Origin of the sequence: Caulobacter radicis (assembly GCF_003094615.1) — a bacterium.
In the GTDB taxonomy this organism is placed as follows: domain Bacteria; phylum Pseudomonadota; class Alphaproteobacteria; order Caulobacterales; family Caulobacteraceae; genus Caulobacter; species Caulobacter radicis.
In genome coordinates this window covers 85,193-98,351 of record NZ_QDKO01000008.1, presented here as the reverse complement: position 1 = coordinate 98,351, position 13,159 = coordinate 85,193, and the positions used below count along the sequence as shown (strand labels likewise).

Here is a 13,159-nt window from a genome sequence, read left to right as displayed (position 1 = left end):
GCTCGACATGGGCCGCTCGGCCACCAACGTCGTCGGCAACTCCGTCGCCGCCGCCGTCGTCGCCAAGTGGGAGGGCGAGCTGGACGAGGTGGATCCGGAACTGGCCAAGGCTGGCGCGTAATCTCTCCTTCCGTAAAACCCCCGCGAAAGCGGGGGCCTAGGCTTTTTCTGAAGCGCGGAGCGCTCGACGATAAAACGCCTGGGTCCCCGCTTTCGCGGGGATTTTGCGGTTTTAGGTTTCGAGAACGGAAAAGGGCGGGACCTCGCGGTCCCGCCCTTTTCTCTTGAGCGCTCCCCTCGAATGGGGCGACCTAAAACGCCCCTTTCGCGCGCAAAAAAGGGGCGGCTTGACCATTGACGGCGAGGCTTCCAGGCCCAATCTTTCGCGCGAGGGACTGTGAGGACAAACGCAATGGTCAAGTTGAAAACCATCGCCCTGGCCGGCCTGGCCGGCGCGCTTCTCGCGGGCCCGGCCCTGGCGACCGAAAAGGCCGCCTCCACCGAGAAAGCCCCCCGCCAGTGCTTCCAGCTGTCGGATTGGCAGGGCTGGAGCGCCCCCGACAAGAACACGCTCTACATGAAGGTCCGCAACCGCGACGTCTATCGCGTCGACCTGTCGTGGGGCACCAACTCGCTGACGGCTCCGGGCAGCTACCTCGTCTCGAACGTGCGCGGCATCGACACCGTCTGCCGTCCGCTGGACCTGGACCTGCGCGTCGCCGACGGCACGGGCTTCGCCATGCCGATCCGCGCCAAGGCCATCACCAAGCTGACGCCGGAAGAAGTGGCGGCCATCCCCAAGAAGGACCGTCCGTAGGGCGCATCCGGCGCGAGGCCGAAGACACGAAGGGCGCGGATCGCAAGGTCCGCGCCTTTTCCTTTGCCTACTCGCCAAGCGCGCTGGAGGGGCGCTTAATCCCCGTCACGTCGGGCGGGCCCGTGGCGGGCCAAGCGACGATCGAGCGGAGCGAGACATGAGCCTGCTGGACAATCTGATGGGCGCGCTGGGCGGCCAGGGCGACCTGGCCGAAACCGTCAAGAGCCTGGGCGTCACCGGCGGGGTCGGCGGCCTGGTCGACGCCTTCCAGAAGGGGGGCCTCTCCGAAGTCGCCCAGTCTTGGGTGTCGAGCGGCCAGAACCTGCCCGTCTCGCCCGAACAGATCCAGGCCGTGCTCGGCTCGGGCGTGGTGGGCCAGTTCGCCGAGAAGCTGGGCGTCGACCCGCAGACCGCGGCGGCCAAGCTGTCGGAGATCCTGCCGGGCCTGGTCGACAAGCTCACCCCCGGCGGCAAGCTGCCCGACGAGGGCCTGGGCGGCGCGGTCGGCGACCTTCTGGGCGGCTTCCTGAAGAACTGACGGTCAGGGCGCGGGGCGCGCCAGCCGGCGCGCTTCGGCCAGGAACGGCGTGGGGTCATCGGCCAGGAAAGCATGGGTGATGACCGGCGGGGGCTGGTCACCCTCGAACGTGAACACAAGATAGGTCGCCCGGCTGCTCATCCGGCGCGAGAAGACCATGCCGTCGCAGTTGGCCCCCGCATGGTTCTCGAGGCGCGCGCCCCAGACCGCCGTCCCATCCTCCCAATGCTTCAGAGGTTCGGCCGGCGGGGCGTCGGTCACCGTGATGAAAGCTTCCGCTTCGACCCACTCGGCGAGCGGCCGGCCCTTCAACGTCTCCAGGACGTGAACCCTCGCCTGTCCGGCCTGACAAGCCTCGCTGGCCTGCTCGACCCGCCGCAACTCGGCCTCGTGCTCGGCCTTCCTGGCCTTCGAGGCGCGTCGTTCCAACGGCGGAGGGCCAAAGTCGTAGAAATCGCAGAACATCGACCACGCGCCGTCGCCGTGCTTGCCGGCGTCGCTGACCGAAACGAGGTGGACGCCGCTCGCCCGCGCGAACGCCTGCCCGAAGCCTTCGCGCCAGTCCTGCGTGAGGGCGATCACGCCCGGATTGCGGGCGCGACTGCAGGCCAACGCCTCCGACCAGCATTGCAGGCCCATCAGGACGGCGACGGCGGCGGTGATGGACCTCATGGCGCCATGACGCCGCAAACCCCTCGCCATGGCAAGGCTTGCCCGCTACGCCCCCGCCGCCTCCAGCAGCGCCACGACCATGGCGTTGACCGGCGTGGCGATGCCGTGGGTCGCGCCCTGGCGGACGATGACGCCGTTGCGGGCGTCGATCTCCATGGGACGACCGGCCAGGCGGTCGGCGTGCAGCGAGTTGATCCCGTCGGCGGGCCCGGCGCGATAGCCGGCCACCACCTGCTCGGACAGGTCGTCCGAAAGATCCGCGCCCTGCGCCCGGCCGACGGCGACGCATTCGGCCACCAGGCTCTTCATGATCGCGGCGATGTCGTCGCGGTGGGCGATGCCGGCCGGCTTCAGGGTCAGGGCGTTGACCGCGCCGGCGCAGTTAAGGGCCAGCTTGCTCCAGGCGACGGTGACGAAGTCGTCGGCGGTCGCGACCTCGATCGGGGTGTGATCAAAGAGAGCGGCGAAGGCCGCTCCGGCCGCTCCGGCCGGAACCTTGATCCAGCCCATGCGGCGCTGGCGGATCACGCCGGGCGCCGCGCGCTCGGCCGGGATGTCGACCACCGCCGGGGTGATGCGGTCGGCCGGCAGGTAGGGGCTGAAACGCTCGACGTGCTCGACGCCGTTCTGTAGCACGGCCACCCGGGTTTGGGGACCGACCAGGCCCGCAAGCCAGGCGGCCGCGCCGGCGGCGTCATAGGTCTTGGTCGTCACCAGCACCCAGTCGACCGGCGCGGCGGCGGCCGGATCGGTCAGCACGGCCGGGCTCGCCACGAGCGGCCCTTCCGGCGTCTCGACCTCCAGCCGCTCGAAGGCGGTGCGGGCGCAGAGGGTCACGTCATGGGCCTGGGCCAGCCACGCCGCCAGGGTTCCGCCGACCGCGCCAGGACCGATCACAGCGATGCGCATCAAGCTTCTCCCCAAACGAAAAACGCCGCCCGGATTAGCGGGCGGCGTTCCTGTCGTCACGACGATTTCGGCGAGGCTCAGTGCTCGGCCGGAACGTCCGTGCGCTTTTGCAGCATGGCCTCGAAGCTCGACCACACGCCGTCCGAACCGTGCCATTGGCCCTTGGTGGCGGCCTTGGAGTATTCGGTGGCGCGCGCCTCGAAGAAGTTGGCGTGCTCGACGCCCGACAGCAGGGCCTGCAGCCACGGCAGCGGGTTCTCGCGGACGCCATAGACTTCCGGCAGGTCCAGCTGGCGCAGGCGCCAGTCGGCGACGAAGCGGATGTATTGCTTGATGTCGTCGGGGACCATGCCCTGCACGTCGCCGGCCTCGAAGGCCAGGTCGATGAAGTTGTCCTCCATGCCGACCACGGTCTTGCAGCAGTCGACGATGTCGTCGGCGACCGACTTGGTCACCGCGCCGGTTTCCTTGTTGAAGGCGTGGTACAGCTTGATGATGCCGTCGCAGTGCAGGCTCTCGTCGCGGATCGACCACGAGACGATCTGGCCCATGCCCTTCATCTTGTTGAAGCGCGGGAAATTCATCAGCATCGCGAACGAGGCGAACAGCTGCAGGCCTTCGGTGAAGCCGCCGAACATGGCCAGGGTGCGGCAGATGTCGGCGTTGGTCTCGACGCCGAAGGTCTGCATGTAGTCGTGCTTGGCCTTCATGGCCTCGTATTCCATGAACGCCGAGAACTCGGTCTCGGGCATGCCGATGGTCTCGAGCAGCAGGGCGTAGGCCGCGATATGGATCGTCTCCATGTTCGCGAACGAGGCCAGCATCATCTTCACCTCGGTCGGTTTGAACACCCGACCGTAGCGCTCCATGTAGTTGTCCTGCACCTCGACGTCGGACTGGGTGAAGAAGCGGAAGATCTGCGTCAGCAGATTGCGCTCCTTGTCGTTCAGCTTGACGGCCCAGTCCTTGAGGTCCTCGCCCAGCGGCACCTCTTCGGGCATCCAGTGGACCTGCTGCTGCTTTTTCCAGAAGTCGTAGGCCCACGGATAGCGGAAGGGCTTGTAACCGCCGGAGGGGATCATGAGGCCGGGCTTGGTGATCAACGAGGCGGACATGGGCGGTCTCCAGAGCGGTCGGACACGAATCGGTCGGGCGGGTAGTCTCTTCGTAGCCTAGGGCGACACGCCCCATCTAGTGGTCAAATTGACCCATGGCACAACATGTTGTGGGCAGAATGGGTAACCAAAGATGAAAACAGCTTACACCATCTATGGCGCGCTTGGCTCCGGCTCGGTGCCCGTCGAAGCGACTTTGACCCTTCTGGGGCAGGCCTACACGGTGGTCGAGGCGCCTACCTGGGAGGGCCGGGAACAGCAGGCCAAGGTCGCCCCCGTCAATCCGATGAAGCAGATCCCGGCGCTTGTCACCCCTCAAGGCGAGACGATCACCGAGAGCGCGGCGATCCTGATCTGGCTGGCCGACAATCACCCCGAAGCGCGCCTGGCGCCGGCGATCGGCGATCCGCGCCGGGGCCAGTTCCTGCGCTGGATGACCTTCATCCCGGCCTCGATCTATTCGCTGTTCTGGGTGCGCGACGAGCCCTCGCGCCTGGCCGGCCCCGACCCTGAGGCGCAGGCCCGGGTGAAGGCCGCCACCGCCGACCGCATCGCCGACTGCTGGGCGATGATGGACGCCCAGGTCGAGCCGCGGGCCTACATCCTGGGCGACGAGCTTTCCGTGCTCGACCTCTATGTCGCCGTGGTCAGCCGCTGGGGCTCGCGCCGGGTGCGCTTCTACGAGCGCGCGCCGAAGATGGCCGACGTGGTGCGGCGGGTGGACAGCGATCCGCGCCTGGCCGAGTTCTGGGAAAAGCGCTTCCCGTTCGTGGAGGGGTGGGAGAGCAAGGGGGCGAGCGGCTAGAACCTCCCCCTCTGGGGGAGGCGGCCGAAGGCCGGCGGGGGGCCGTTTTCAGCTTTCGGGGCGGCGGTCGATTTCGCAATCACTCCCCCCACCGATCGCTTCGCGATCACCTCCCCAACGGGGGGAGGTTCCTGATGCGGCGGCTTTACCTTCGCCAGCTTCGCCGCTATCAACCCGCTCGATGCAATTGGCCGCGACCAAAATTATTACCCGCAAAACGACCCGCTACGGCGGGGCGGCGGGTATGCGCGCGATCTAAGCGAGCATCCTCAGACCAGCCCCGCACTGCGCGGGGCGGCTCTCAATCCACGAGACCTCAAGGCTCCCCGCGCTCCGCCAACCAGGAGACGCTACCCATGAGCCGCAAGTTTTCCCGTTCGAACCCGCCCGCCGTCGGCGTCGTCGGCGCCACCGGCCTGGTCGGCGGCATGATGCTGAAGCTGCTGGCCGAGCGGGACTTTCCGCTAAGCGCCCTGCGGGTCTTCGCCTCGGCCCGCTCGGCCGGCCAGGCCCTGCCGTGGAAGGACGGCCAGGTGACGGTGGAGGACGCCGCCACCGCCGACTTCGCGGGCCTGGATATCGTGTTCTTCTCGGCCGGCGGCGGCACGTCGCGCGAACTGGCCCCCAAGGCCGCGGCGGCCGGCGCCATCGTCATCGACAACTCGTCGGCCTGGCGCAGCGATCCGGAGGTTCCGCTGGTGGTGGCCGAGGTCAATCCCGAGGCCCTGGACGACAACCCCAAGGGCATCGTCGCCAACCCCAACTGCACCACCATGGCCGCCATGCCGGTGCTCAAGCCCCTGCACGACCACGCCGGCCTCAAGCGCCTGACGGTCAGCACCTACCAGGCCGCCTCGGGCGGCGGGGTCGAGGGCATCCAGGTGCTGTCGCAGCAGCTGCGCGCCGGCGCTGAAGGCGATCTGGACGGCCTGGCCATGAGCCCCGACGCCGCCCCGCTGCCCGAGCCGAAGAAGTGGGCCGTGCCGCTGGCCTACAACGTCGTGCCGCTGAACTACGTGCTGGGCGAGGACGGCTACACCGAGGAAGAGCTGAAGCTGCGCGACGAGAGCCGCAAGATCCTGGGCCTGCCGAACCTGCCCGTCAGCGGCACCTGCGTGCGGGTGCCGGTGTTCTCGGGCCACGCCCTGTCGATCAACGCCGAGTTCGATCGCCCGATCTCGGTGGAAGAGGCTCTGGCCCTGCTGGCCAAGGCGCCGGGCGTGGTGATCGACGACGTGCCCAACCCCTTGGCCGCCACCGGCCAGGACCCCGTGTTCGTCGGCCGCGTGCGTCCCGACCCGACGGTGAAGCACGGCCTGGCCCTGTTCGTGGTCGGCGACAACCTGCGCAAGGGCGCGGCGCTGAACGCCGTGCAGGTGGCCGAGGTGCTGGTGGGGGCCTGAAACGAAAACCTCGTCCTTCGACAAGCTCAGGACGAGGGTTTCCACTGACCCGGCGCTCGAACTGGTCCTCACCCTGAGCTCGTCGAAGGGCGAGGACCAGGCGCTGCGACAGCATGCCACGCAGCCCAAGCGTCAGCGTTTACACCCTCTTCATCGCGCCCGCGCGAAGGCTGGCGGCGAGATGAAGATAGCCCAGCCCTACTCGACCGAAGCCGCGAGCGGCGCGTCCGCCGTCGCCTATCCCGGCGGCGCGGCGGCGGCGCTGAACGACACGGCGGGCGCGGTCGGGCTGGACCAGAAGCTTTCCGCCTATCACGCCCTGTCCAGCCGCTGGGCCGGGGCCGGCCACGCCGAGCGCGCCAGCCTCGCGCCGGCGCTGAACGACTCCCCGTTCGCCAAGACCGTGCAGTCGGCGCTGAACACCTTCACCAAGGCCGCCTGGGCCGGGTCGGACGCCGCCCCGCCCGCGCCGCAGGCCCAGGCGCTGAAGGCCTTCGACGGTCTTTCGGAGACCGACCAGACCATCGTCGCCTCGTTGCAGGTGGGCGTTCCCGGCGCGCGGGGACCGGCCACCGTCGGCGACTACCGCGCCCGCCTGCAGTCGGACCTCGACGCCGCCCAGCCGGCAACGTCCGCGCCGCGCGACACCGTCACCCTGTCGCCCGAGGCCCAGGCGCGCCTGGCCGGCGCCGCCGCGCCCGAGACCCCCGCCGCTCCGCCGGTCGAGGCCACGCCCCAGATGGCCGCCGCCCTCAGCGCCTACGGCAAGGCGGCGGGTTAGCATCCGAGTCCCCTCTCTCATGGAGAGAGGGAGGGGCCCGCGCCGAAGGCGTGGGAGGGTGAGAGGCTTCACCGCCTGCCGGAAAGTCCCTGGCCTTCTGACGCGAGCTCCGCCTTGGGCGGATCGACAGCCATCCCTCCATCCGCCTTCCCCGCGAAGGCGGCGACGCTCGGAGAGAAGCGGCCGGAATTACTGAATGTCGACCCGCCTCAGTCGCGCCCTGTTCGGAAAGTTTGTCACCTCTCACCCTCCCACCGCTTCGCGGCGGGCCCCTCCCTCTCTCTAAGAGAGAGGGGACTTAAACTGCGCCAGCGCCGCCGGTTCGGTTCGGCCGATCTTCACCTCGGCGGCCAGCCAGTCGATGAACACCCGCACCCGGGCCGGCAGGCGGCCGCCGTGGCCGACATAGACGGCGTGGATCTGCTCGATGTCGGCGGGGTTGAAGGTCTCCAGCACCGGGACCAGGCGGCCGGCGGCGATGTCGGGGCCGACATGGATCACCGACAGCCGGGCGATCCCCTGACCGGCCAGGGCCAGGGTGCGGGCGCTCTCGCCGTCGCCGACCTCGGTGCGGCCATGGACCGGGCGAAAGACACCCTCGCCGTCGATCAGGAACGGCCAGGAGTCGCAGTGCCGGGCGAAGTTGAAGGTGATCAGCTCATGGCGCGGCAGGTCGTCGGGATGGTCCGGCGTTCCGGCCCGCGCCAGGTAGGCGGGCGAAGCGACCAGCACCATGCGGCTCTGCGCGATCCTGCGCGCCATCAGCTGCGAGGCTCGCATCGGCCCCACCCGGATGGCCACGTCGGCCCGCTCGTCCATCAGGTCGATCACCTGGTCGGTGACGGTGATGTCGAGCTGGATGTCGGGGTGCTCGGCCAGGAACCGGGGCGCCAGCGGCAGCAGGTAGTGCTGGCCGAACGGCACGCTGGAATTGACCCGCACCCGGCCGCGCGGGGCGGCGCTGGCGGCCACGGCGCGTTCGGCCTCGTCGAGATCGGCCAGCACCCGCAGCGAACGCTCGTGAAAGGTCTGGCCCTCGGCGGTCAGGATCAGCTTGCGGGTCGAGCGGTTGACCAGCCGGGCGCCCAGCCGCGCCTCCAGCCGGGCGACCAGCTTGCTCACCGCCGACGGCGTCATGCGAAGCGAGCGCGCCGCGGCCGAGAAGCCGCCCAGCTCGACCACGCGGGCGAAGACCTCCATCTCGGCCGTACGATTGATTTCCTGCCGCGCCATCGTGCCTTCACGTCACAAGTGATAGTCTTTCCGGCAATCTAATTCATCGAACGCCCCGACGCTATCTGACGGCTCGAACAATCATCGGAGCCGGCAGCCATGCCCCTCGCCCTCTATGCCCTGACCGTCGGCGCCTTCGGGATCGGCGTCACGGAATTCGTCATCATGGGCCTGCTGATGCAGGTCTCGGCCGATCTCGGCGTCTCGATCCCCACGGCCGGCTGGCTGATGACCGGCTACGCGCTAGGCGTCTTCGTCGGCGCGCCGATCCTGACCCTGGCCACGCGCCGCCTGCCGCCCAAGACCACATTGCTGGCCCTGATGGCCATCTTCACCCTGGGCAACCTGGTCGCGGCCCTGGCGCCGACCTTCGGCGTGCTGATGGGCGCGCGGATCATCACCGCCCTGGCCCACGGCACCTTCTTCGGCGTCGGCTCGCTGGTCGCCGTCTCGCTGGTTCCGCCCGAGCGCAAAGCCTCGGCCATCGCCATCATGTTCACCGGCCTGACCCTGGCCACCCTGCTGGGCGTGCCGTTCGGCGCGTGGCTGGGCCTGGCCTTCGGCTGGCGCTCGACCTTCTGGGCGGTGACCGCCATCGGCGCCGTGGCCCTGGTCGTGCTGGCCCTGCTGGTGCCCAAGGGCGAGAAGGCCGCGCAGCCCGCCGCCCTCAAGGAAGAGTTCGCGGTCCTCGCCCGTCCGCAGGTGCAGCTGGGCCTGGCCATGACCGTGCTGGGCTTTGGCGGGGTGTTCGCCGTCTTCACCTACATCCAGCCGATCCTGACCGAGCTGGCCGGCTTCTCGAAGGCCGCCGTCTCGCCGATCCTGCTGGTGTTCGGCGCGGGCCTGGTGGCCGGCAACCTCTTGGGCGGGCGCTGGGCCGACAAGGCGCTGAACACGGCCCTGGCCGGCAGTATCGCCATCCTGACCGTGGTCATGCTGGCCGCCGGCTGGGCTTTCCACGACAAGGTCGGCGCGGTGCTGGCCGCCTTCCTGCTGGGCGCGGCCGCCTTCGCCACCGTCGCCCCGCTTCAGATGCGGGTGCTGAGCCAGGCCGGCGGCGCGGGCCAGGGCCTGGCCTCCAGCCTGAACATCGCCGCCTTCAACCTCGGCAACGCCATCGGCGCGGCCCTGGGCGGCGCGGTGATCGCCCATGGCCTTGGCCTCTCGGCCATCGCCCCGATCGCGGCCCTGGTTCCCCTGGGCGCCTTGGTCCTGGCGGGGGTGAGCCTGGACCTCGAGCGCAAGACCCGTCTGGCGACGGCTTGAAGACCCTCTCCCTGAAGGGGGAGGTGTCCGCGAAGCGGACGGAGAGGGAAGTCCACGTCAGCGGAAGCTGCCCCCTCCGGCCCTTCGGGCCACCTCCCCCACAGGGGGAGGATCTATCGCGGCGCAGATGCTCCCCCTCCGGGGGAGCTGTCGCGTAGCGACCGAGGGGGTGCTAAAGCCCCCGCCATGCTCACCGACCCCTTCTTCTACGCCGTCGCCATTCCCGCCGTGATCCTGGTGGGCCTGGCCAAGGGCGGGTTCGCGGGGATCGGGGTGGTGGCCACGCCCTTGATGGCCCTCGCCGTCGGCCCGGTGAAGGCCGCGGCGATCCTCTTGCCGCTCTTGATCGTGCAGGACGTCGTCGGGGTCTGGGCCTATCGCAGGACCTGGGACAAGGGCCTCCTGATCCTGATGACCCCGCCGGCGGCGTTCGGCATCTTCCTCGGCTGGGCCCTGGCCGCGCTGGTCTCGTCGGCGGCGGTGGAGCTGGCGGTGGGCCTGGTCTCCATCCTGTTCGCCGCTCAGCGGCTGTGGGCCGAGCGGGCGGTCAAGGCGGCCGCCGCCATCGAGACCGGCCCGGCGCGGCCGTGGCTGGGCGTGCTGTGCGGCATGGCCTCGGGCTTCACCAGCCAGATCGCCCACGCCGGCGGCCCGCCCTTCCAGATCTACGTGCTGCCGCGCCGCCTGCCGCGCGACGTCTTCGTCGGCACCAGCGCGATCTTCTTCGCCGTGGTCAACTGGATGAAGCTGCCGGCCTATATCGCGCTGGGTCAGTTCACCCACGAGGTGCTGGCCACGGTGGCCGTGCTGCTGCCGGTGGCGATCGCCTCGACCTGGGCCGGCGTGCTGCTGGTGCGCAAGGTGCCGGCCGAGGGCTTCTACAAGGTCATCTACGTGCTTCTGATCCTGGTCGGAACCAAGCTGGCCTGGGACGGCTTCTTCGGACTGGCATGACGATTGGTCACGCTTGCGCGCCGCCCTTTCGGCGCCATGATGATCGACGTTTATACGTCACCGATTTTGAGTAGGCTGGGCGGGCCATGACGATCTCAGACTTCACCAAGCACTACCCGACGACGGGCGCCAAGCTGGCCGACCTGATCGTGCACCTGGCCGGCCTGGCCTGCGCCCTGCTGGGCGGCGGCATCCTGCTGGGCCTGGCCTTCGGCCTGGGCTCGCTGGGCCAGATGGCCGCCATCGGGGTCTACACCGTCGGCCTGGTGACCATGCTGTCGCTGTCGACCGCCTACAACTTCTCCAAGGCGCGCTGGCAGCCGCTGCTGCGCCGCTTCGACCACGCCGGCATCTTCATCATGATCGCCGCCTCCTACACGCCCTTCACCACCCAGAACCTCGAGGGCTGGTGGGCGATCGGCATGACCACCGCCGTCTGGAGCGTCGCGGCCCTGGGCGTGGCGGCCAAGCTGTTCCTGCCCGGCCTCGACAAGCGCTTCTGGGTCGGCCTCTACATGGCCATGGGCTGGCTGGTGCTGGTCGCCATCAAGCCGATGATCGAGGGCCTGTCGTGGGTGGCGCTGCTGCTGCTGGCGATCGGCGGCCTGGTCTATTCCACCGGCACCGTCTTCTACCTGATGCGCCGGCTGAAGTTCCGCCGCGCCATCTGGCACGGTCACGTGATCGGCGGGGCCGGCCTGCACTATGCGGCCGTGCTGGTCGGGGTCGTCCTGGCCGGCGCCCGGGCCTAGGCCATGGAGCGCGGAGGGGACCGCGGGGGCGACAACAAGATCACGATCCAGGGCTTCTTCCGCGACTGGAAGGGCCCCGACCCGCTGCGCGGCAAGCGCCTGCCCGCCCCGCCTGCCGACGCCCACCATGTGGAAGCGGTCGACTTCCCCGGCGTGCGGCTGTCGATCGAGCAGGCCGAGGACGCGCTGAAGACCGCCGCCGACCGCCTGGCGCCGGTGCGCTCGCTGATCGGCCTCGACGAGTTCAACATCCTGGCCCTGTCGGGCGGCGCTGCCGGCGGCGCCTATGGCGCGGGCGTGCTGACGGGCCTGACCAAGGCCGGCCGGCGGCCCGACTTCGCCATCGTCACCGGCGTCTCGACCGGCGCCCTGATCGCGCCGCTCGCCTTCCTGGGCCCGGCCTGGGACGACCGCCTGACCGAAGCCTATCTGGGCGGCCACGCCGCCGAGTTGCTCAGCCTGCGCCGCCTGGCCCCCGCGCTCGGCCCCAGCATCTTCAAGGGCGAAAGCCTGGACGCCCTGGTCGAGCCCTTCGTCGACGAGACGATGATCGACGCCGTCGCGGCCGAGCACGCCAAGGGCCGACGCCTGCTGATCGCCACCACCAATCTCGACAACCAGCGGGCCTCGATCTGGGACATGGGCGCAATCGCCGCCCACGGCGGTCCCAAGGCCGTGAAGCTGTTCCGCGAGGTGCTGGTGGCCTCGGCCACCGTGCCTGGCCTGTTCCCGCCCAAGATGATCGAGGTCGAGGCCGACGGCCGGCGGCATCAGGAGATGCATGTCGACGGCGGGGTGGCCGCGCCGCTGTTCCTGATGCCCGACGCCCTGCTGCACTGGCGCAACCTGGGCCAGCGCCTGCGCCGGGGCCGGGTCTATGTCATCGTCAACACGGTGCTGGATCCCTCGCCGCGCTCGACCCCGCCGGGCGTGGCCTCGATCATGGGCCGCAGCTTCGAGACCATGCTGCGCTTCTCCTACCGCCAGGCCCTGAGCCTGGCCGAGGGCTTCTGCACGCGCCACAACCTGCCGCTCAGCGTGGCCTCGATCCCCGGCGACTTCGACGGCATCAACATGCTGCGGTTCGAGACCCCGACCATGCGGAAGATCTACGACGCGGCCGAGACCCTGGCGATGGAGGACAAGGTCTGGACCAGCCCGGCCCTGGAGCCGACCGGCTGGCGCGGCCTGTTCAAGCGGGCCGGCAACCGGCCCAAGCCCGAGCCTGGCGCGATCAGCCTGGATCCGGCCACCGACGGCTGAGCGTCTCGGCGCGACGACGCCGGCGGGCCTTGGTCTCCATGTCCTCGATCAGCTGGAAAACGCCCCAGAACCCGACCATGGCCAGCAGGCCCGGCAGGAACAGGAAATCCGGGTCGCTCATCTGGTCGAGCATGGCGTTTCGCCGCCGCCACGACCACAGCTGCTCGTCGGGCGAGAACAGCACGCTGTCGTCCAGCAGGGCGTGGACCAGCACGTTGCGCATCTGTCCGCCTTTGGTGTGCTCGGCGCCGTAGGACACCGTCAGGCGGTAGGGCCGCCCCGCCGCCAGGCCCAGCCGCCCGAGCCCATCCTCGAGGCAGGGGCGGGGCCTGGTCGCCGCCAGGGGCGCGCAATGCAGGACAAGGACCCGGCCGTCGCGCAGCCTCAGCTCATAGGGCGCGCCCGGCCGGGCGTCGGTCGGAACCATCACCTCGCCCTCGGCGGCGCGGATGTAGTCGGGCAGCCGCACCGGGTCGGGACCGAACAGCGCCGACAGGGCCGGCCAGGACAGGCCCGCGGCGAAGACCAGGCAGATCACCGTCCAGGTGACGCCGATCCGGTCGCCCCTCGTCTTCGTGCTGTTCATCGATGACGCCCCCGCGTTGCCGGGCGGTTCTAGGGCGCCCGCACGCGACCCGTCGAGCCAGATTG

Annotated in this window: 15 protein-coding genes; 10 read left to right on the top strand and 5 right to left on the bottom strand. The window is 69.7% G+C overall.

Annotation, left to right across the window (positions count from 1 at the left end; translation table 11 throughout):
* The 3 genes from DDF62_RS25960 to DDF62_RS02460 all read left to right on the top strand — a co-directional run.
* On the top strand, window positions 1-121 hold a 121-nt coding region (locus DDF62_RS25960; RefSeq protein WP_244286678.1), incomplete at its 5' end, for a hypothetical protein.
* Window positions 122-412: 291 nt separating this feature from the next.
* Complete coding sequence (locus DDF62_RS02465; protein WP_116487641.1) at window positions 413-817, top strand: DUF6491 family protein; 405 nt, start codon at window positions 413-415, stop codon at window positions 815-817.
* 157 nt (window positions 818-974) lie between these two features.
* A complete protein-coding gene (locus DDF62_RS02460; protein ID WP_101715993.1) occupies window positions 975-1,355 on the top strand; it encodes a YidB family protein in 381 nt (126 codons plus the stop codon).
* A 3-nt stretch (window positions 1,356-1,358) separates the two neighbouring features.
* Here DDF62_RS02460 and DDF62_RS02455 read toward each other — a convergent pair whose 3' ends face one another.
* The 3 genes from DDF62_RS02455 to DDF62_RS02445 form a co-directional block, all read right to left on the bottom strand.
* On the bottom strand, window positions 1,359-2,027 hold the full coding sequence (locus DDF62_RS02455) for a hypothetical protein (protein ID WP_116487640.1): 669 nt from the start codon (window positions 2,025-2,027) through the stop codon (window positions 1,359-1,361).
* A gap of 45 nt (window positions 2,028-2,072) precedes the next feature.
* Complete coding sequence (locus tag DDF62_RS02450) at window positions 2,073-2,939, bottom strand: 2-dehydropantoate 2-reductase (RefSeq protein WP_244286674.1); 867 nt, start codon at window positions 2,937-2,939, stop codon at window positions 2,073-2,075.
* Window positions 2,940-3,013: 74 nt separating this feature from the next.
* Complete coding sequence (locus DDF62_RS02445; RefSeq protein WP_116487638.1) at window positions 3,014-4,051, bottom strand: ribonucleotide-diphosphate reductase subunit beta; 1,038 nt, start codon at window positions 4,049-4,051, stop codon at window positions 3,014-3,016.
* Window positions 4,052-4,184: 133 nt separating this feature from the next.
* On the opposite strand from DDF62_RS02445, the gene DDF62_RS02440 reads away from it, so the two are divergent.
* From DDF62_RS02440 to DDF62_RS02425, 3 genes are all read left to right on the top strand, one after another.
* Window positions 4,185-4,856 (top strand): glutathione S-transferase family protein, encoded by a 672-nt coding sequence (locus DDF62_RS02440; protein ID WP_116487637.1) that lies wholly within the window; start codon window positions 4,185-4,187, stop codon window positions 4,854-4,856.
* A gap of 356 nt (window positions 4,857-5,212) precedes the next feature.
* Window positions 5,213-6,259 carry an aspartate-semialdehyde dehydrogenase gene (locus DDF62_RS02430; protein ID WP_116487636.1) on the top strand — a complete coding sequence of 349 codons (1,047 nt, stop codon included), beginning with the start codon at window positions 5,213-5,215 and terminating at the stop codon, window positions 6,257-6,259.
* A 181-nt stretch (window positions 6,260-6,440) separates the two neighbouring features.
* A complete protein-coding gene (locus DDF62_RS02425; RefSeq protein ID WP_116487635.1) occupies window positions 6,441-7,040 on the top strand; it encodes a hypothetical protein in 600 nt (199 codons plus the stop codon).
* 282 nt (window positions 7,041-7,322) lie between these two features.
* Here DDF62_RS02425 and DDF62_RS02420 read toward each other — a convergent pair whose 3' ends face one another.
* Window positions 7,323-8,273 (bottom strand): LysR family transcriptional regulator, encoded by a 951-nt coding sequence (locus DDF62_RS02420; RefSeq protein ID WP_116487634.1) that lies wholly within the window; start codon window positions 8,271-8,273, stop codon window positions 7,323-7,325.
* A gap of 99 nt (window positions 8,274-8,372) precedes the next feature.
* Here DDF62_RS02420 and DDF62_RS02415 point away from each other — a divergent pair, with 99 nt between their 5' ends.
* From DDF62_RS02415 to DDF62_RS02400, 4 genes are all read left to right on the top strand, one after another.
* Window positions 8,373-9,539, top strand: a complete 1,167-nt coding sequence (locus tag DDF62_RS02415; RefSeq protein WP_116487633.1) for an MFS transporter — start codon at window positions 8,373-8,375, stop codon at window positions 9,537-9,539.
* 186 nt (window positions 9,540-9,725) lie between these two features.
* On the top strand, window positions 9,726-10,493 hold the full coding sequence (locus DDF62_RS02410) for a sulfite exporter TauE/SafE family protein (RefSeq protein WP_116487632.1): 768 nt from the start codon (window positions 9,726-9,728) through the stop codon (window positions 10,491-10,493).
* A gap of 86 nt (window positions 10,494-10,579) precedes the next feature.
* The gene (gene trhA, locus DDF62_RS02405; protein ID WP_116487631.1) at window positions 10,580-11,245 is read left to right on the top strand and encodes a PAQR family membrane homeostasis protein TrhA; all 666 of its coding nucleotides are present in this window, start codon (window positions 10,580-10,582) and stop codon (window positions 11,243-11,245) included.
* A gap of 3 nt (window positions 11,246-11,248) precedes the next feature.
* Window positions 11,249-12,508 carry a patatin-like phospholipase family protein gene (locus tag DDF62_RS02400; RefSeq protein ID WP_116487630.1) on the top strand — a complete coding sequence of 420 codons (1,260 nt, stop codon included), beginning with the start codon at window positions 11,249-11,251 and terminating at the stop codon, window positions 12,506-12,508.
* On the opposite strand, the gene DDF62_RS02395 is transcribed toward DDF62_RS02400, so the two are convergent.
* Window positions 12,480-13,094, bottom strand: coding sequence for a hypothetical protein (locus tag DDF62_RS02395; protein ID WP_116487629.1), 615 nt, complete (start codon window positions 13,092-13,094; stop codon window positions 12,480-12,482). The two genes, DDF62_RS02400 and DDF62_RS02395, sit on opposite strands and share 29 nt — an antisense overlap.
* Window positions 13,095-13,159: the final 65 nt, after the last annotated feature.